The sequence below is a fragment of the Streptomyces sp. NPDC001606 genome, from assembly GCF_053596835.1.
This window is the reverse complement of the sequence record NZ_JBSFHC010000017.1, coordinates 65,592-84,173: the sequence shown is the minus strand read 5'-3', so window position 1 is coordinate 84,173 and position 18,582 is coordinate 65,592. Positions and strand designations below refer to the sequence as shown.

Here is an 18,582-nt window from a genome sequence, read left to right as displayed (position 1 = left end):
TGCTCCTATTCGGTGGGCAGGACGCCATGGGCGGCCAGGAAGGCGAGCGCCGCCTCGCGGGTGCGCGGGTCCCGCAGCAGAGAGGTGCGGTCGCAGGCGATCCGCACATCACCGCCGGGGGTTTCGGCGGAGACGATGTTCAGTGCGGGGCCCGGCCGCTGCGGCGGGGGCGCGGTAAGCGCGGCGAGCAGATGGGTGAGCCAGTCGAGGCAGGAGACGGTCAGCTGGGCGGCGAGCGCGTCGGCCTCGCCGGCCGGGCAGCCGTCGGCCCGCAGGGCCTGCGACACATGGCCGGTCAGGTTGCGGCGGGCGGCGGTGAGGAAGCGGTCGGGACGGTGGACCAGGGCGGCGAGTTCCCCCGTCTCCGGTGCCGTCGCGCTCGCGCCGAGCTGGGCCAGCGTGGTCCGGTAGGCGTCGAGCACGGTGGCGGCGGTGACGGGCTCGGCGTCGAAGAGGACGACCGGCGGCCGGTGGCCGCCGGTGGCGAGCCGGGTGGCCAGTGCGCCGGCCAGCGGGGCCGAGGCACAGTAGGCCAGCACCGCGCGGCACTCCCCCGCGGGGCGGCGCGCGAGCAGTTCCGCCAGGTATGCGGGGGCGGCCTGGGCGGTGGGCGGCGGCGCCAGCAGCTCGGCCAGGCGCAGTCCGGTCGCCGCGGTGAGCCCCAGTTCGGCCACCCGGGCCTCGCGGCGCAGGCCCGGGTAGTCCAGCACGCAGAGGTAGCCCTCGTGGCGGGCCGCCGTCGCGGTCACCACGGGAACCTGGTCCGGGTGAAGGGGTAGCCGGGCAGCGGTGCGCGCGGCCCGGGGCCGGTCAGCGCGGCCCAGTTCAGCCGCGCGCCGCGCCGGTACAGCTCGGCGAGTGCGGCAGGGCCGTACGACAGCCAGCCGCTGCCCGGCAGGACGCGCCGGCCGAGCCCGGCCAGGGGCGCGTTCGGGGCGATCTCCACGAAGTCCCGGCAGCCGGCCGCGCCGAGGTCGCGCAGCGCGGGGTCGAACAGCACGGTGAACCGGGCCTGGCGGACCAGGAAGTCCGCGTCCGGGAGCCAGCCGGCCGGGAGCAGCTCGCCGTAGGCCGGGCTGGCCAGCGGGATCGTGAGCGGACGCCAGTCGATCCGGCGGGCCTCGGCGGCGAGGCCGTCGAGGACGGGGTCGAGCAGGGCCGAGTGGAAGGCGGTGGTCACGGCCAGCCGGCGGTACGGCACCTGCCGCCGGTCCAGCCAGGACTCGGCGCGGCCCACGGCCTGTTCCGTCCCGGACAGCACCTGTGCGGTGGGCGCGTTGACCGCCGCGAGGTCGGTCCCGGTCGCGGCCGCCGCGTCCAGAGCCAGGTCGAGCGGGGCGGCGAGGGCGAGCATGGCTCCGGGCCCGGTGGACCGGGTCAGCCGGTCGCGGGCCGCCGCGAACCGGACGGCGTCGGCGACGGTCAGCGCGCCCGCGGTGCAGAGGGCGGCCAGTTCACCGAGGCTGTGTCCGATGACGTACTGCGGCTCGACACCCGCCGCCTGCCAGAGCCGCACCAGGGTCAGCTGGTGCACCAGGTGGCCGGCCTGCGGCCGGCCGAGCAGCTCGCCGTGCTCCGCCAGCAGCGCGCGGACCGCCGGGTGTTCCCGGTGCCGCCCCAGGTCCGCCGGGCCGCCGCCCTGCCCGGAGAACGCGAAGGCGAGGGGTCCGAGCGGGGTGGCGGGCGGCGGTGGCTGGTCGAGGAGCGGGTCGAGGGCCCGGGCCAGGTCGCCCGCGGTACGGCCGGACACCGCGAGCCGCCAGGCCGGATGAGGCCGCCCCAGAGCGAGCCGCCGGGCGACGTCACCGGCGGGCACCGGCCCGAGCCGCCCCAGCCACTCCCTCATCTGCCGTCCGACCCGGCCCAGCGACTCGCGGTCGGGCGCACTGAACGGCACGAGAACCTCGCCGGGGGGCGGGGTGGGGCGATCGGGGTGAGGTGCGGGCGGTTCTTCCAGGACCACGTGGGCGTTGGTGCCGCCGAAGCCCAGGGCGCTCACGCCGGCGCGTCTCGGGGTGGTGCCGGACGGCCAGGCCGTGTGTTCGGTGACCAGGGTGAAGGGGCTGTCCGCCCAGGGCAGTCGGGGGTCGGGCGCGGTGGCGTTCACGGTGGGCACCAGCTCGCCGTGGGACAGCATCAGCACGGTCTTGACCAGACCCGCCATCCCGGAGCAGGTGTCGAGATGGCCGACGGAGGGCTTGACCGAGCCCAGTCCGCAGCGGTCCGCGCGCCCGCCGGCCGGGGTCAGGGCCTGGGCGAGGGCCGCGAACTCGGCGGGATCACCCACCTCGGTGCCGGTGCCGTGTGCCTCGACATATCCGATGGTCTCCGGGCCGACGCCGGCACGTGCGAGGGCCTGGCGGACCGCCTCGGCATGGCCGCGCACCGAAGGCGCGGTGAAGCCCGGCTTGGCCCGGCCGTCGTTGTTGACCGCCGACCCGAGGAGGACCGCGTGCACCGGGTCCCCGTCCGCCAGCGCCCGGTCCAGCCGCTTGAGCAGGACGACGGCCACCCCGTCGCCCCCGACGGTGCCGTCGGCCGCCGCGTCGAAGGCCCGGCACACCCCGCTCGGGGAGAGGATGTACCCCGGGTCGGGGCGGTACGCGGGGACGGGGGTGTAGCGGACGGCCGCCGCACCGGCGAGCGCGAGATCGGCGTCTCCGGTCAGCACCGCCTGGGCCGCCAGGTGCACGGCGACCAGGGAGGTGGAGCAGGCGGTCTGCACGGTGACGGCGGGCCCGGTCAGGCCGAGCCGGTAGGCGACCCGCGTGGCCAGGAAGTCCCCTTGACCGCCGATCAGGTCGCCGACCGCCTCGACGGGGTCGTCCGTGGCGGCCGCCCGGGAGTGGTACGGCGGCTGCGGGCCGTAGAGGTTCATGCCGCAGCCGGCGTAGACCCCGATCCGGGTCCCGTCGTCGGCGCTGTGCGCGTGACCGCCGTCCTCCAGCGCGTGGTGGCAGCATTCCAGCAGCAGGCGGTGGGCGGGGTCGGTGCGCCGGGCCTCCTCCGGGGTCATCCCGAAGAAGGCGGCGTCGAAGGCGTCGGCGTCGGCCAGCGGCTCGCCCACCGAGCAGATGCCGGTGCGCAGGTTGTGCCAGAACGCGCCGACGTCCGGCGCGCCGGGGAAACGCGCGGCCATGCCGATCACGGCCACCCGGCGGTCCTCGCCGACGGGCACGGCGGCTCCGTCGACTCCAGCAGCTCCAGCAGCTCCACCAGTTCCAGCGGCACCAGCGGCACCAGCGGCACCAGCCAGGTACGACGCCAGTGCGGCGATCGTGTAGTGCTCCGTCAGCGCCGCGACCGGGATCGCCCGGTCCAGGGTCTTCTCCAGCCGGACGCGCAGCCGGGTCAGCATGAGCGAGGTCAGGCCCAGGTCGTGGAAGGGCGTGTCCGGGTCGGCCGGCCGGCCCAGGAGCCCCGCGACCGCCTCGTGCACCGTCGTCCGCACCGGGCTCATGCCTCCTCCCCGAAGCGGGCCGCCAGGGCACGGATCGTGGGAGCCGCGAGGAACTGGGTCATCGGGATCCTGCGGCCCAGCTCGCCGCGGAGCCGTTCGAGCATGCGTACGGCATGGAGCGAGTTGCCCCCGGCCTCGAAGAAGGAGACGTCGACCGGCACCTGGTCGGCGCCGAGTTCCACGCACCAGACCTTGTGCACCCGTTCCTCGGCCGGGGTGCCCGGCGACCGGTCGGGCGGCACAGCGGCCGGCTCCGGTTCCAGCTCGGCGAGGCGGGCGCGGTCCAGCTTGCCGTTGCCGTTCACCGGCAGGCGGTCCAGCAGGACCCACGCCGCCGGGACGAGATGGTCCGGCAGCGACTCGGCGAGCCCGGCGCGCAACACCGCGACCCACTCCGGGCGGGGCTCGCGCAGGACGACGTACGCGACCAGCCGGGGCTCCGGGTCGAGGTGGCCGAGCACCGCCGCCTCCGCCACCTCGGGCAGGCCGCTCAGCACGGACTGGGTCTCGCCGGGTTCCACCCGGTGGCCCCGGATCTTGATCTGGTCGTCGAGCCGGCCCAGGAACTCGAGGTCGCCGTCGCGGTTCTGCCGGACCAGGTCGCCGGTGCGGAAGAACCGCTCCGATCCCGACCGGGTCACGAACCGCTCGGCGGTCCGCTCCGGGTCGCCGAGATAGCCGGCCGCGACGGGTGCCCCGCCGATGAGCAGTTCGCCCGCCACCCCGGGCGGCACCGGCCGACCGTGGGTGTCCTCGATCCGCAGGACGGTGTTGGCGATGGGGCGGCCGATCGGCGGCGGTGTCCCGCGGTCCGGGTCGACCGGGTGCGAGGTGACGACGACGGAGGCCTCGGTCGGCCCGTACTGGTGGTACAGCCGGGTGTGCGGCTGGGCGGCCAGGAACCGGGTGAGCGCGGGCACCGGCCGGAGCTGCTCGCCGGCCGAGAACACCTCGCGCAGCGAGGGCATCGGCTCGGCGCCGTCCAGCAGATACGTCAGCGGGGTGCCGGGCATGCACAGCCGTTCCACCCCATGGCGGCGGACGACATCCGCCACCGCGGCCGGCTCGTAGCGGTCCGCGTCGTCGAGGAGAACCAGCGCGGCGCCGCCCGCCAGGGTGGTGAAGATCTCCTGCACGCTCACGTCGAACCCCGGCGAGGTCCACTGAAGGGTGCGCAGCGGCTCATGGGCCGCCAGCTGCCAGCGCACCAGGTTGACCGGCCCCCGGTGGGGCACGGCCACCGCCTTCGGGGTGCCGGAGGAGCCGGAGGTGTAGAGGCAGTAGGCGAGGGAGTCGGCGTCGGCCGGGATGCCGGGCGGGGTGCTCGGCAGAGCCTCGTCGGTGTCGGTGTCGGTCACGACGAGCACGGCGCGGCTGTCGTCGGCCAGGAACCGGCGTCGCCGGGCGGGCAGGGCGGGATCGATCGGCACGTACGCGGCACCGCACTTGAGCACCGCGAGCAGGGCCGTGATCAGGCCGGTGCCGCGCGGCAGGCAGACGCCGACGGTGTCCCCCGGCGTCACACCGTCGCGGATCAGCCGGTGGGCCAGGCGGTTGGCGGCCGCGTCCAGTGCGGCGTAGGTCATGGTGCCGTGGTCGCCGACGAGGGCCGGGGCGTCCGGGGTCGCCGCCGCGGCCCGCTCGAACAGCTCGTGCAGACAGGCCGGTTCGTCCGAGGTGACCGGTCCGGTGAGTTCCGCGAGCGCCCGTTCGTCGCGCTCGGTCAGCCCGGCCGCGCCGGACAGCGGGGCCCGGGGCCGCCGGACGGCCGTGCGCAGCAGCTCCTCGACGTACTCCAGCAGCCGGGCGACGGTGTCCTGCTCGAACAGCGCGGTGTCGTACTCGGCGGTGCAGCGGACTCCGTCCGGGTGCGCGGTGAGGTAGAGCGTGAGGTCGAAGGGCGCCTGGGCGCGGGGGACGTCGAGGAGCCGGGCCGACAGTCCGGTCCGGCCGAACTCCGCCCGCTGCTGCTCCTCGTACTCCACCAGCACGGTGAACAGGGGGTTCACGCCCGGCCGCCGCTCGGGGTTGACGGTCTCCACCACCTGGTCGAACGGGACGTCCTGGTGGTCGAGGGCGCCCAGCACCGCACCCCGGACGCGCCGGAACAGCTCGGCGAACGAGGGGTCGCCGGACAGGTCCAGACGGACGGCGGCGGTCTCCACGAACATGCCGATCATGTCCTCGGTGCCGGTCGGCCGGTCGGTCATGGCGATGCCGAGGACGACGTCGTCCGTGGCACCGAACCGGCCCAGCACCGAGCCGACGGCGCCGAGCAGGGCGGCGAACGGCGTACCGCCGAGGGAGCGGCTCAGGGAGCGGATCTCCCGGGCCAGCGCGGCGTCCAGCTCGTGTACGAGGGTGGCGCCGGTGCCCTCGTGCGCGGTGCCGCGCGGCCGGTCGGTGGGCAGCCCGAGGGGCGGGGCGCCGGCCAGCGTGCTCTTCCAGTACTCCAGGCTCTCGGCGCTCGGCGCGGTCCGCGGCCGCCAGGGTCCGTCGAGCGGCGGGAGGCCGCCGGGCTCGCCGACGTAGTGGGCCGCGAGGTCCCGGCAGAAGACGGCGGTGGACAGCGAGTCGAAGACGATGTGGTGCGCCACCAGGTAGAGCAGATGCCGGTCCGCGCCGAGCCGGGCCAGCCGGACCCGCCACAGCGGTCCCCCGGTCAGGTCGAAGGCGGGTTCGCCGGCGGTGCGGTGCAGTTCGCGGACGGCCTCTTCGTCGGTGCTTCCGGTGAGATCGACCAGCGGGCAGTCCGGGTCGAAGGCGGGCCGGACGAGCTGCCGTACCCCGTCGGGGGTCTCCTGGAAGACCGTGCGCAGCGCAGCGTGCCGGTCGGTCACCCCGCGCAGGGCCGCGCGCAGCGCGGACAGGTCCAGCGGGCCTTCGAGCAGCAGGGCCTTGGGCTCGTGGTGGACGGTCCGCCCCGGGTACATCCGGTCCAGCAGCCAAAGCCGCTGCTGTGCGGCCGAGGCGGGAAGGGTCTCCACCCGGATCTCGGGCGGGGGCCCGGCGTACCGGTCCTTGAGGGCGGCCAGGTGGGGCAGCGCGGCGAGCATCCGCTCCCCGGGGAGGCCGAAGTCGACGAAGCAGCCGATCTCGTCCGCGCCGGCGCGCACCAGGGCGTCCAGCACCGGCCGTACCCCCTCCGGGCTGCCGATCAGCGCCCGGTTCTCGCAGTAGTCCCGGTAGGCGCGGCCGAGCAGGAAGTCGAGGTCGTCCGGGTGGGTCCGGGAGAGGTCGACGTCGATGCCGAGGCTGTTCATGGTGGTGTCGAAGAGGGAGAGGGAGGAGCGCAGATAGCCGAGGAAGGGGTCGTACGCCTCCTGTCGCGCCCGGTCCTGGTCGGGTCCCAGGTAGGTGTGGACGAGGACGACGACCCGTCCCTCGTCCGGTGCCAGCCCGCACTCGGCCCTGGTCCGGCGGTAGCGGGCGATGTTCTCCGCCAGCTGTTCCACGCTCTGCTGCATCAGGTTGGTCACCACGCCGAGGCCCTCCCGGGCGGCCCGTTCGTAGCTCGCCGGGTCGGAGAGGACCGCGAGGAAGAGGGGCAGCCGCGGCTGTACCGGTTTCGGGTGCAGGCTCACCTCGACCGGGTCGCCGGTGCCGGAGCGGGCCGTCAGCCGGGCACCGGACCACAGCTGTCTGACGGAGGCCAACTGCTCGTACATCACCTCGCGTTGGCGGCCGTAGTGCTCCGGCGCGAGGGCGAAGTCGCCCGCGTGCCAGCCGTGGGCGACGCACAGCCCGGCGCGGCCGCCGGACAGGTTGTCGACCATGGACCACTCCTCGGCCACCCGGACGGGGTGGTGCAGCGGCAGCACCACCGAGCCGGCGTGCAGCCGGATGCCGGTGGTCCGGGTGGCCAGCGCGGCGGCCAGCACCGAGGGGTTGGGGAAGAGGCCGCCGAAGGAGTGGAAGTGGCGCTCGGGGATCCACAGTGCGTGGAAGCCGTGGGTGTCGCCGAACTCGGCGGCGGTGAGCAGGTCCCGGTAGCGGGCCGGGTGGTCGTCGCCTTCGGGGTAGTCGCCGAAGAAGTAGAGGCTGAAGTCGACGGGTGCGGCGGGCGGCTGTGCGGCGGGGGTCGGCCCGGCGTCGCCGGCCAGCCGTCCGGCCAGCTCGCGGACGCCTGGCGCCGCCTCGAACAGCTCGCGCACCGGGACACGGACGCCGAACCGGTCGTACAGCTTCCTGGTGAGGGCGAGCAGGCTGAGCGAGTCGCCGCCGAGTTCGACGAGCGAGCGGTCGGGGTCGACCGCCGCCACGGGAATGCCGAACTGGGCGGCGACGAGGGCGCGGACCTCGTCGAGGATCTCGGGCATGGGGGTCTTCTCCTCAGGAGGTGCGGCGCCAGAACGCACCGAGGCCGTCGATGTCCTCGATCTCGTCCCGGACGCCGTGCTGTCGGCGCCAGTCGTGCACGGCGTCCCGGCAGACCGGGATGTGGTAGTCGTCGACGATCACGAACCCGCCCGGCGACAGCCTGGGGTAGAGCGCGTCGAGGGTCAGGAACGTGGAGTCGTACAGGTCGCTGTCGAGCCGCAGCACGGCGAGCCGCTCGACGGGGGCGCCGGGCAGCGTCTCGTGGAACCAGCCCGGCAGGAAGCGGACCTGGTCGTCCAGCAGGCCGTAGCGCTCGAAGTTCCTTCGTACGGTGGGCAGATCGACCGCGATCGTGTCGTTGTGCAGGTGGGTGGCGAGCTCGCGGTCGCCGTGGTGGCCGGACGCGTCCGGCGGCGGCATGCCTTGGAAGGAGTCGGCGACCCACACCTGGCGGTCGGTCACATCGTGGGCGCGCAGCACCGCGCGCATGAGGATGCACGCCCCGCCCCGCCAGACGCCGGTCTCGATGAGGTCGCCCGGTACGCCGTCGGCCAGGACCCGCTCGACGCAGCTCTGGAGGTGGTCGAGCCGGAGCAGGCCGATCATCGTGTGCGCGGTGCTGGGCCAGTCCACGCCCAGCCGGCGGTTGAGGTCGTCGTAGGCGGTGGCCGGGGCCCAGGGGGCGGGGATCGGCGGATCCTCGTAAAGGGTGTTGGCCAGCGCCTTCTTCATGAGGTCGAGGTACAGCTCACGGGGCTGCGCGTTCATCGCCCCTCCTTTCCGGCGGTGCCGCGGTCGTCGCGCAGCAGTGGGGCGAGGCCGCGCACGGTGGGCGCGGCGAGAAAGTCCTCGAGGGCGATCGGGCCCCGATGGCGCTCCCGGAGCCGGGCGATCACCAGCGCGGCCGACAGGGAGCTGCCGCCCAGGTCCAGGAAGTGCTGGTCGCGACCGATGTCCGGGCGGCCGAGCACGGCGGACCACACCGAGGCGACGGTCCGCTCCCACTCGTCCTGCGGGGGCTCGCCCTCGGCCGGTGCGGCCGGCGGGTCCGGCAGGCGGGCGCGGTCGGTCTTCCCGTGGGCGGTCAGCGGCAGTTCGGGTACGGCGACCACCTGCCGGGGCACCAGGTACTCGGGCAGCGACCGGGCCAGGTAGGCACGGACGCCGGAGGGGTCCCCCACCACATAGGCGACGAGCTGTGGCTCGCCGGCGGCCTGCCGGGCGGCGACCGCGCATTCCCGCACCCCCGGGTACCGGCCGAGCACCGCCTCGACCTCGCCGGGGTCGACCCGGTGGCCGCGGATCTTCACCTGGTCGTCCGCCCGGCCGAGGTAGTCGTACGTCCCGTCGGCCCGCCGGGCGGCGAGGTCACCGGTCCGGTAGGCGGGTCCCTCGGCCCAGGGCACGGGGAGGAAGCGCCGCCCGGTCAGCTCAGGGTCGTTCAGATAGCCGTACGAGACGCCCGCACCGGCGAGCCACAGCTCGCCGTCGACCACCCGGGCCGTGAAGCCCGGGATCGGCCGGCCGATCGGCGGTGCGTCCGGCCATTGCGCCGGTGGTCCGGTCAGGGTGTGCGCGGTGGCCACATGGGTCTCGGCCGGCCCGTAGTGGTTGTGCAGCCGGCACTCCGGCAGGGCGGCGAAGAAGCGGCGCAGCTGCGGGGTCACCCGGAGTGCCTCGCCCGCGGCGGCCACCTCGCGCAGCGCGCGCGGGTACCGGCCGGTGTGCAGCGCGACCTCGGCGAGGCGGAGCAGTGCGACGGGCGGCAGGAAGAGCCGCTCGATCCCCCACTCGTCCAGCAGTCCGGCCAGCCGGACCAGGTCCCGGCGCTCGTCCTCGGCCGGCAGATACAGCGGGCCGCCGCTGCACCAGGCGGTGAACGCCTCCTGGACGAAGACGTCGAAGCCGAGCGGGGCGAACTGGAGGGTGCGCAGCGGCCGGGCCGAGGTGCTCGCCAGCGTCCAGGCGACCAGGTTGTCCAGGCCCCGGTGCGGCATCCCGATCGCCTTCGGGGTGCCGGTCGAACCGGAGGTGAAGACGACGTAGGCCAGTTGTTCCCGGGCCGGGGCCGGGTCGGCGCCGGGCGTCAGCCGCAGGCCCGCGGTGAGGTCGAAGCGCGCCCCGCTGTCCCGGCGCAGCTGCCTGAGCCTGGCCTCGGGGTAGGCGGGGTCCAGGACGCAGAAAGCACCGCCGGCCAGCAGCGTGCCCAGCACGGCGACCGGGAGTTCGGCGGTGCGTCCGGTGTGGACGGCGACCACCTCGCCGGGGCGCAGTCCGCCCGCGGCCAGCCGGCCCGCCAGTTCCTCGGCCCGCTGCCACAGCTCCGCCCGGCTCATCCGGCCGTCCGCGGTCACCACGGCGGCGGACCGCGGCCGCTCGCGCAGCCGAGCGCGTATCAGTTCCAGAACTCGTGCCATCTCCCGCTGCCCTCCGGCGGATCCGCCCGGGAAGCCCGGGCGCTCCGCATCACATCAGCGAGCTGTTCTGCGCCGGTACCGCGGCGGTTCCGGCCGCGCCGGAGGGCGTTGACCGGCTCGTCGATCAGGCATAGATCGGCGTCTGTGAGGCTCTGACCGGCCCCGATCGCGGCGCCCTTGCCGGCGAGGAAGCGGAAGTACGCAGATGACTCATGGTGACAAGGCGGCAGCAGGTCCCTCCGCAGACGTGGGCGACCTGGCGTTCAAGGTGCTCGGTCCGCTGGAGGTGTGGAGCGACGGCCACCGGGTGAACCCGGGCGGCGCCAAGCAGCGCCAGGTCCTGGCGACGCTGCTGCTGCACGGCAACCGGGTGGCCCCGATCTCCCGGCTGGTCCGGGCCGCCTGGGAGGAGGAGATGCCGCTCACCGCGGCCAACCAGGTACGCAAGATGGTGTGGGACCTGCGGCGCAAACTCCCGGCGGGTGGCCGGATCGTCACCGAGCCGCCGGGTTACCGGCTGGTCCTGCGTGACGGCCAGCTGGACTCCTGGCGGTTCGAGAACCTGCTGTCGCGCGCCGAGGCCGCCGTCGCCGAGAACCGCCCGGAGACCGCGATCGCCCATCTCGGGTCGGCGCTGGAGCTGTGGCGCGGGAGGGCGCTGGCCGGGATGACCGGCTCGGTGCTGACCTGTGCCGGCCGGGATCTCGACGAGCGCCGGCTCGTCGCCACCGAGCGCTGGATCGACCTGCGGCTCGGCTGCGGCGAGGCGCGGGCCCTGGTGCCGGTGCTCCAGTCGCTGGTCGCCGAGCATCCGCTGCACGAGACGCTCCGCGAGCGGCTGATGCTGGCCCTGTACCGCATCGGACGGCGGGCCGAGGCGCTCAGCGTGTTCGCCCAGGGCCGCGCGGAACTCCTCGACCTCGGCATCGACCCCGGCGTCGCGATGGCCCGGCTTCAGGAGCGGATCCTGAACGACGACCCCGAACTGCTGCTGCCCGAGCCGACGCGGCACGACCGCACCGGCCGCGAGACGGTCGTCCCGGCGGCCGCCGCACCCGCCCCGCCCGTCCCCAGCATGCTGCCCTACGACCTTCCGGACTTCACCGGCCGAAAGGAGGAGCTTCGGACACTGGCCCGCCTGGCGGCCGGCGTCTCGGACGGCGCTCCGACCCTGGTCACCGTCAACGGCATGCCCGGGGTCGGCAAGACCGCCCTCGTGGTGCACGCCGCCCATCGGCTCGCCGAGGCCTTCCCCGACGGCCGGCTCTTCGTCGACCTGCATGGCTTCTCCCGCGACAGCGGCCCGCTGTCCCTGACCGACGCGCTGCGCCGGCTCCTGCTCGCGCTCCCGGAGCCACCCGGGCACATCCCGGACGACGTCGACGGCCGGCTGGCGCTGTGGCGGACACGGGTGGCGGGGCGCCGCATCCTGCTGGTGCTGGACGACGTGGGCGACACCTCCGTCGTCCGGCAGCTGCTGCCGGGCACGGGTGGCTGTCTGGTGCTGGTGACCGGCCGGGTGATGATCAACGATCTGGACGGCGCCGTACCGCTGCCGCTCGGGCCGCTGCCGGAAGCGGACGCGACCGGCCTGCTGGCCAGGATCGTCGGCGCCCACCGCATGGACGACGCGGACGCGGCGCGCGCCCTGGTGGACGGGTGCGGGCGGCTGCCGCTGGCCGTCCGGATCATCGGCACCCGGCTCACCCACCGCCGCGCCTGGAACCTGGCGTACGCGGCCCGGCGGATGCGCCGCGAGAACCTGCGTCTGCAAGAGCTGACGCTGGCCGAGCGGAGCGTCGCCGACGAGATCCTGCTGTCGTACCGGCGGCTGCGGCCCGATCAGCGGCAGATGCTGGTGAGTCTCGGCGCCCTCGCCTCCGGCGGCTTCGACGGCCGCGCCGCCGCGGGCCTCGCCGGCGTCCCGCTCCCCCGGACGGAAGAGCTGCTGGAGGAACTGGTCGACTCATGCCTGCTCCTCCCGCTGCCCGTCCCCGGCCACTACCAGCTGCACGAACTGGTCCGCAGCTTCGTCCTCACCCGGCCCACGGCAGATGAGCCCGAGGCAGTCGCCCAGGGGCTCGGCGCCGACATGCAGGGACCCGGGGCCGGCGCACACGGGCTTGAGGGCGGGACGTACGGACCCGGGGCCGGGGTTGCCGCGCAGCGCCCCGGAGCCGGTACGAACGGGCCCGGGGCCGGGCTCGCGAGCCTGCCGTTGCCCGGCCGCCGGCCCGGCTGCCGGTGCGCCTGAACGGTGACCGGCAGCCTCAGCGGGCCGCCACCGGCTCGCGCAGCAGACGCAGCCGGGGCGTTCCTGCCGACGGGCAGTCGAGCCGGGCCCGGCCGCCGACCGGCAGGGTGGACATCGGGTCGGCGTGACCCAGGTCGAACCCGGCGGCGACCGGGAGACCGGCGGGCAGGCAGCTCAGCAGCACCTCGTCGTGGCCGGCGTACCCGGAGGCCGTCCTCCCCGGGCCGTTCACCCTGCTGACGACCACTCCGCCGGCACGGCGGAAGACGCCCGCGAGCCGGAACTGCTCCAGCCGCGCCCAGAGTTCGTCCGGGGCCAGACCGTCGATCTCCAGGAACACCAGGGAACCGTCGGCGGGTTCGGGCCACAGGGAGGTGCCGAGCAGCAGCCCGAGCACCACCAGCGACCCGCCCCACAGCGGCCCGGCCGCCTCGCCCGGGCACAGGGTGCGGGTCGGCTGTGCGCCGCTGTTCCCGCTCCTGCGCCGGGTGTCCTCGCGGTCCCAGAAGAGGTTCTCGTCCGACCAGTCGGCCGCGGTGGCCACCGTCCGCTCGCGCCAGTCGTGCGCCCGGCCGAGCACCTGGTCGAACTCGGCCGCGGTCGATTCCCACGGCCCGTCGGCCTCACCCCACTCGGAGACGACCATCGGCCCGTGGAAGGCGACCAGCCCGGAGCGCTGCGGGACCAGGTTGACCAGTGAGGTCAGGTCGCTGTAGCCGACGAGCGGCTTGCCAACCCGCCCGATGCGCCCGAAGTCCAGGTGGGGCAGGACGGGAGTGAGGGTCCAGCCGCCGACGGCGGCGATCACACCGTCGGTCTCCTCCAGCAGGGTGTGCAGTTCCTCCGCGAGCGCCTCGGGGGGCAGGGTGCCCGCGCCCTCCGCCGACCGGCAGGAGTCCCCGGGTACGACGGTGTAACCCTGGGCGCGCAGTGCGGCCAGCCCCCGGGCGAAGCGACGCGGGAACAGCACCGGCGCCGGGCTGCTCGGCGCCCACACCCCGAGCCGGGCGCCGGCCGGCAGCAGGGCGGGCCATCGGGCGGCCGTCGCGCCCGTCGCCGTGGTCGTCGGGGTCGTCATCGGGGTCGTCATCAGTTGGCTCCCGTCGTCTCGATCGTGTGATCCGGTCGGTGCGCCCACTCCTCGCGGCCGTGCCGGACCAGGTGCTCCCGCAGGGCCGCCGGCGACAGCCGGCGGGGCGGTTCGGCGCGGCCCCGGTGGACCCGCAACTCCCGTTCCTCCTCGCCGGGGCCGGTCACGACCACCCGCCAGGGGACGCCGACGGCGTCGGCGAAGCGCATGCGCGCACCGAACGACGCGCCGTGCCGGTCGTCCAGCACGGCGGGGATCTTGTGCCGCAGCAGGTCCGTGTAGACCTGGACCGCCGCCTCGTCCGCCGCCGCCGACCTGCCCTGCGCCGTCACCAGCACATCGAAGGGCCGTACCGCGGCGGGCAGCGCCACGCCGTCCGGCGTCCGGTGCTGCTCCAGCAGGGCCAGCACACACCGCTGGATGCCCAGGCCGTAGGTGCCCATCACCGGCACCCGGACCTGGTTGTCCGCGGCGCGGAACCGGACGGCGAACTTCCCGGCGTGCTCGTAGCCGTACCCCATGGCGACCCCGCCCTGCGGCAGCGCGTCCTCGGGGCCGGTCTCCCGCGCGGGGTCGCGGTGGTACGGGATGGTCCGGTTGCGCGGCCGGTCGCCCCGGGCGTAGGGGAAGATGAACTCGAAGCCGCCGGTGGTGTCGTCGCTGACCAGTTCCGCGCGCACGCCGAGGGCGTCCAGTACGGCACGCAGCGTCTCCTGCGCGTGCCGGGCGCTGCGCAGATAGCCCGCGTGGTCGGCGTCGAGGCTGGCGAAGAGACAGCACTGGAACTGCCGGGAGTTGTAGATGCCCTGCGGGCGGTCGCGGAACCGGAAGATCTCCCGGAACTCGAACAGCCGCATCGGCAGCTGCCGGTGGGATCCGAGACCGGCCCGGCCGAGGTAGGCCAGCAGGGGTTCCTCGCTGGTGGCGGAGAGGGTGTACTGCTCGAACGGCTCGGCGAACCCGATCAGTTCACCGGCGTACTTCTCCAGCCAGCCGGCCGGTGCCACCGTGTCGATCCGGCTGACGGCCGGTCCGTGGAACTCGGCGTACCCGGCGAGTTCCAGTTCGCGGCGCACCACCTGCCGGATGTTGGTGATCAGCCGCTGCCCGACGGGCGAGAACCACGGGAAGCCCGCGTCGGTGAACCGGGCGAGCCCGAGCTGGTGGGGCAGGTCCGCCTCCGCGGACTCCGGGGGCGGCAGCGGCCGACCCAGCAGTTCGGCGTGCGGGATCCTGTTCAGTCTCATACGTGCTCCGGCTGCGTCCGATGGTTCGCCAGCAGCTCGACGAGCCGCCAGGGGGGCAGGTATCGCTCGGTGAGGCGGACACCGAGGTGGGCCAGCGCGTCCTCCACCGCGGCCACCACGGCGGCGGGGGCCAGTACGGCACCGCCCTCGCCGAGTCCGCGGAAGGGCACGTCACCCGGGCGTTCGGTGTCCGCGTGCACGATCTCGATCGGCGGGACCGTGCGGGTGGTGGGCAGCAGGTAGTCGGTGAGGGAGGCCGACAGCTGGCGGCCGTCCGCGGCATAGCCGGACCGCTCGTGCAGCACGGTCGCGATGCCCTGCACCGCTCCGCCGCGCAACTGCCCGTCGGCCACGGCCGGGTTGATGATCCGTCCACTGTCGGCGACGATCAGATAGCGGCGCACCGCCACGGTCCCGAGGTCCGGGTCGATCTCCACCCAAGCGCAGTGGGTGGCCTCCGCCCAGCCGGTCTCCGCGCCGTCGAACACCTCGGTCACGTCCAGCCGCCCGTCCGCCGCGCCGAAGTGCCGTCGCAGCAGGCCCGGGAGGTCGGTGAGGACGGTGCCGTCGGTCCGGGAGACGATCTCTCCGGCCGCGAGGTCGAGGTGGTGGGCGGGGCGCCCGGCCTCGGCGCCGGCGGCGGTCAGCAGCCGTTCGCGCAGTGTGCGCGCGGCGCGCAGCACCGCCCCGCCGGCCAGCGCGGCCGCCCGGCTGGCGCCGGTCCCGGCCAGGCTGTACGGCACCTCGGCGGTGTCCCCGGAGACGACGTCGATCTCCGCCATGGTCAGGCCCAGGATGGACGCGGCGATCTGGGACAGCGTGGTCGCCTGCCCCTGGCCGTGCGGGATCTGGGCGGTCCGGATGGTGAGCCGCCCGGCCGGGGACAGCACCAGCCGGACCGGTTCGGGGCCGATGTGCGAACCGACGGCCTCGCTCAGGCTCCATGGGCCGGGCGCGGGTTCCAGCAGGGTGGTGATGCCCAGGCCGAGCAGCCTGCCCTCGGCGCGGGCCCGTGCCTGCTCCGCCCGGAAGGCGCCGAGCCGGGCGCGGCCGCGGCCCAGCCGCAGGGTCGAGCCGAGGCGGGGCATGTCGGCCAGTGAGGCGCCGACGACGGTACGCGAGTCGGGGCCGTCGACCCGGGCCAGGTGACGCAGCCGGTAGTCCGCCGGCTCCTCGCCGAGTTCCCGGGCGATCAGGTCCATGGTGCGCTCGGCCGCGAAGACCGCCATCTCCCAGGGCCCGCGGTAGGCCACATAGGGCGTCCGGTTGGTGAGGACCAGCCGGCCGCGGAACTCGTACGCCGGGATCCGGTAGCAGTTCGGCAGCAGGCAGCCCACGAGGGCCACGAAGACGGCGCTGGCGATCGGCGGTACGGGGTAGGCGCCCTGGTCGGCGGTCAGGTCGGCCCTGAGGCCCAGGATCGCGCCGTCCGGGCCGAGCGCCACCTCGATGTCGATCTCCTCGCCCCGGGCCTGGCCCGCCGCGGTGAGGTGCTCGCGCCGGTCCTCGATCCAGCGGACCGGACGGCCCAGCCGGATGCTCGCCCAGCACACGGCCGCGTCCTCGCGGTACATCCCGCCCTTGATCCCGAACGAGCCGCCCATGTTCGCCGGCACCCGGACCCGGATCAGCTCCGGGTCCAGGCCGAGCACCTCGGCGAGGAACGCGCGGTGCGAGTTCGGCGACTGCGAGGCCACGTCGTAGCCGAGGCGGCCGGTCTCCGGGTCGTACACGGCCAGCCCGCCGCGCGGTTCGAGCGGCGCGTTCTGCACCCGCTCCTGGCGCAGCCGGTGCCGCACCACGCGCGTGGCTTCGGCGAAGGCGGACTCGCAGTCGCCGTGCCGGCGGTGCTCGGTGTACAGCACATTGCCGTCGACCTCGTCGAAGAGGGGCTCGGCGGTGGCGGCGCGGGGGTCCATGACGGGCTTCAGCACCTGGTAGCCGACGGCCACCAGGTCGGCGGCGTCCTCGGCCACGCGGGCGCTGCCGGCGACGACCAGGGCCACCGGGTCGCCCTCGAAGCGGACCCGGTCGCCCTGAAGGGGGGCGAACGCCGGTGAGGTGTAGCCGGGCAGGGGACAGCCGACGGTGATCGGGTTCAGCGAACCGGCCAGGTCCGCCGCGGTGTAGACCGCGACCACCCCGGGTACGGCCAGGGCCGGCGCGACATCGATCCCGGTGATCCGGGCGTGGGCGTGCGGGCTGCGGACGAAGCGGGCGTGCAGCATGCCCGGCACGGTCAGGTCGGCCACGTACCGGGCGTCGCCGGTGAGGAAGTCCCGGTCCTGCGGGCGCAGCGCGCTGCTGCCGATGCCGTCGTCTCCGGGTTCCGCCCGGGGCGGGGTGCCGGCGGGAAGGGTGGCGGCGGCGGTCAGCACGGCCCGCACGATGCTGTCGTACCCGGTGCACCGGCACAGGTTGCCGGCCAGCCGGGTCCGTACCTCCGCCTCGGTCGGGCGGGGGTTCTCGGTGAGCAGCGCGTGAGTCTCCATCAGGAAGCCCGCGGCGCAGAATCCGCACTGGAAGGCGTGCTCCGCCCAGAACACCTCTTGCAGGTGCCGCAGGAGCGGGTCCGCCGCGGCGTCCTCCGCGGTCCGTATCGCGCTCCCGGCGACCTGACCGGCCGGCACCGTGCAGGAGCGGGCGGTCCGGCGGTCGACCAGGACCGTGCAGGATCCGCACACCCCCTCCTCGCAGCCCAGCCGGACACTGGTACGTCCGTGTCGTTCCCGCAGTTCGTCGGCGAGGGAGACGCTGCCGTCGGCGGCCGGCGGAAGCGCGTCGATCGGCGCGCCCGGCCGGCCCGGCGTCGCCCGGTTCGGACTGCTGGGTGTGTCCGGCCCGTTCGGTGTGGGCGCGGATGGGGTCATGGGTGCTCCCGGCGGGCTCGGGTGGTTGCTTGGGCGAGGGCCTGGCGGGCCAGGACGCGGGTGACGTGGCGGCAGTAGGCGGCGGGCGGGCCGTTGGTCTCCGGCTCGGGGACGTCGAGCGGCACGGTGTCGGCGGCGGCGTCCGCGGCGGCGTCCGGCAGGGCGGTGACGTCGATGACGGCAGGGGCCGAGACCCGGGTGGAGACGGTGAGTTCGGCGCGCCGGAGGGTGCCGTCCGGTGCCGTCTCGACGACGGCCGCCACGCAGACGACCGGCCGGCCGCCGGTGGGGTGGGACAGGTCGCACAGCGCCTGCCCGATCCGTCCGGCTCGCACCGGCACGCTGACGCCGACGACCAGTTCGCCGGGGCCGAGCCGGGTGGTGTGCGGCCCGGTGATCCAGGACCGCAGCCCGCTGCGGCGGTCGCCGTCGGGACCGGCGAGGTGCAGTTGTGCGTCCAACGCGACGGCGGCGGTCAGGAGTTCGGAGCCGGGCGCGGCGAAGGCCAGCGTGCCGCCGAGGGTGCCGCGGTTGCGTACGGCGGCGTGCCCGGTCCGGGCGGCGGCCACGGCGAGCAGCGGGGCCGCCGCAGCGACGCGCGGGTCGGTCTCCAGGGTGCGGTGCCGGGTCATCGCCCCGATGCCGAGGTGGCCGCCGGTGGTCGTCAGGTGGGCCAGCCCGTCGACGCGGTTGAGGTCGACCAGGGTGCGGGCGCGCCGGATGCGTGCGGCCAGCAGCGGGACGAGGCTCTGACCACCGGCCAGGGGGACCGCCTGCGCACCCGGATCGGCCAGCAGGTCCAGCGCGTCGCGCAGGTGCCGCGGCGAGCGGTACTCGGTCTGGGGGATCTTCACGGCCGTCCTCCGGTCGGTCGGCGCAGCGGCCGGTGCCGGGAGGGGGGAGACTCCCGGCACCGGCCGTGCG

The 18,582-nt window shown here is 75.1% G+C and carries 10 protein-coding genes; 1 reads left to right on the top strand and 9 read right to left on the bottom strand.

What is annotated here, in order from left to right:
- Positions 1 to 5 precede the first annotated feature (5 nt).
- Genes ACWCV9_RS27305 through ACWCV9_RS27285 form a run of 5 tightly spaced genes read right to left on the bottom strand, consistent with a single transcriptional unit; the run spans position 6 to position 10,197 of the window.
- The gene (locus ACWCV9_RS27305) at positions 6 to 749 is read right to left on the bottom strand and encodes a hypothetical protein (RefSeq protein WP_450790416.1); all 744 of its coding nucleotides are present in this window, start codon (positions 747 to 749) and stop codon (positions 6 to 8) included.
- Positions 746 to 3,460, bottom strand: a complete 2,715-nt coding sequence (locus tag ACWCV9_RS27300) for a type I polyketide synthase (protein WP_450790415.1) — start codon at positions 3,458 to 3,460, stop codon at positions 746 to 748. Before ACWCV9_RS27300 ends, ACWCV9_RS27305 begins: the two co-directional genes overlap by 4 nt.
- A complete protein-coding gene (locus tag ACWCV9_RS27295) occupies positions 3,457 to 7,779 on the bottom strand; it encodes a MupA/Atu3671 family FMN-dependent luciferase-like monooxygenase (RefSeq protein WP_450790413.1) in 4,323 nt (1,440 codons plus the stop codon). The genes ACWCV9_RS27300 and ACWCV9_RS27295 overlap by 4 nt, the downstream gene beginning before the upstream one ends.
- A 13-nt stretch (positions 7,780 to 7,792) precedes the next feature.
- Positions 7,793 to 8,548, bottom strand: a complete 756-nt coding sequence (locus tag ACWCV9_RS27290) for a TylF/MycF/NovP-related O-methyltransferase (protein WP_450790411.1) — start codon at positions 8,546 to 8,548, stop codon at positions 7,793 to 7,795.
- Complete coding sequence (locus ACWCV9_RS27285) at positions 8,545 to 10,197, bottom strand: non-ribosomal peptide synthetase (RefSeq protein WP_450790409.1); 1,653 nt, start codon at positions 10,195 to 10,197, stop codon at positions 8,545 to 8,547. Before ACWCV9_RS27285 ends, ACWCV9_RS27290 begins: the two co-directional genes overlap by 4 nt.
- Positions 10,198 to 10,402: 205 nt before the next feature.
- Between ACWCV9_RS27285 and ACWCV9_RS27280 the strand changes: the two genes are divergently transcribed.
- On the top strand, positions 10,403 to 12,451 hold the full coding sequence (locus ACWCV9_RS27280) for a BTAD domain-containing putative transcriptional regulator (RefSeq protein WP_450790408.1): 2,049 nt from the start codon (positions 10,403 to 10,405) through the stop codon (positions 12,449 to 12,451).
- A gap of 16 nt (positions 12,452 to 12,467) precedes the next feature.
- On the opposite strand, the gene ACWCV9_RS27275 is transcribed toward ACWCV9_RS27280, so the two are convergent.
- Genes ACWCV9_RS27275 through ACWCV9_RS27260 form a run of 4 tightly spaced genes read right to left on the bottom strand, consistent with a single transcriptional unit; the run spans position 12,468 to position 18,512 of the window.
- Positions 12,468 to 13,541: a S66 peptidase family protein gene (locus tag ACWCV9_RS27275; RefSeq protein WP_450790406.1), complete on the bottom strand. Its 1,074-nt coding sequence runs from the start codon at positions 13,539 to 13,541 to the stop codon at positions 12,468 to 12,470.
- On the bottom strand, positions 13,541 to 14,788 hold the full coding sequence (locus tag ACWCV9_RS27270; protein WP_450790404.1) for a His/Gly/Thr/Pro-type tRNA ligase C-terminal domain-containing protein: 1,248 nt from the start codon (positions 14,786 to 14,788) through the stop codon (positions 13,541 to 13,543). Before ACWCV9_RS27270 ends, ACWCV9_RS27275 begins: the two co-directional genes overlap by 1 nt.
- Positions 14,785 to 17,658 (bottom strand): molybdopterin-dependent oxidoreductase, encoded by a 2,874-nt coding sequence (locus tag ACWCV9_RS27265; RefSeq protein ID WP_450790402.1) that lies wholly within the window; start codon positions 17,656 to 17,658, stop codon positions 14,785 to 14,787. The genes ACWCV9_RS27270 and ACWCV9_RS27265 overlap by 4 nt, the downstream gene beginning before the upstream one ends.
- A complete protein-coding gene (locus tag ACWCV9_RS27260) occupies positions 17,655 to 18,512 on the bottom strand; it encodes an FAD binding domain-containing protein (protein ID WP_450790400.1) in 858 nt (285 codons plus the stop codon). Before ACWCV9_RS27260 ends, ACWCV9_RS27265 begins: the two co-directional genes overlap by 4 nt.
- Positions 18,513 to 18,582 lie beyond the last annotated feature (70 nt).

Excerpts from the sequence above, each read along its gene's own strand:
- ACWCV9_RS27300 (WP_450790415.1), bottom strand. The coding sequence starts at position 3,460 with ATGAGCCCGGTGCGGACGACGGTGCACGAGGCGGTCGCGGGGCTCCTG.
- ACWCV9_RS27295 (WP_450790413.1), bottom strand. The coding sequence starts at position 7,779 with ATGCCCGAGATCCTCGACGAGGTCCGCGCCCTCGTCGCCGCCCAGTTC.
- ACWCV9_RS27290 (WP_450790411.1), bottom strand. The coding sequence starts at position 8,548 with ATGAACGCGCAGCCCCGTGAGCTGTACCTCGACCTCATGAAGAAGGCG.
- ACWCV9_RS27285 (WP_450790409.1), bottom strand. The coding sequence starts at position 10,197 with ATGGCACGAGTTCTGGAACTGATACGCGCTCGGCTGCGCGAGCGGCCG.
- ACWCV9_RS27280 (WP_450790408.1), top strand. The coding sequence starts at position 10,403 with ATGACTCATGGTGACAAGGCGGCAGCAGGTCCCTCCGCAGACGTGGGC.
- ACWCV9_RS27275 (WP_450790406.1), bottom strand. The coding sequence starts at position 13,541 with ATGACGACCCCGATGACGACCCCGACGACCACGGCGACGGGCGCGACG.
- ACWCV9_RS27270 (WP_450790404.1), bottom strand. The coding sequence starts at position 14,788 with ATGAGACTGAACAGGATCCCGCACGCCGAACTGCTGGGTCGGCCGCTG.
- ACWCV9_RS27265 (WP_450790402.1), bottom strand. The coding sequence starts at position 17,658 with ATGACCCCATCCGCGCCCACACCGAACGGGCCGGACACACCCAGCAGT.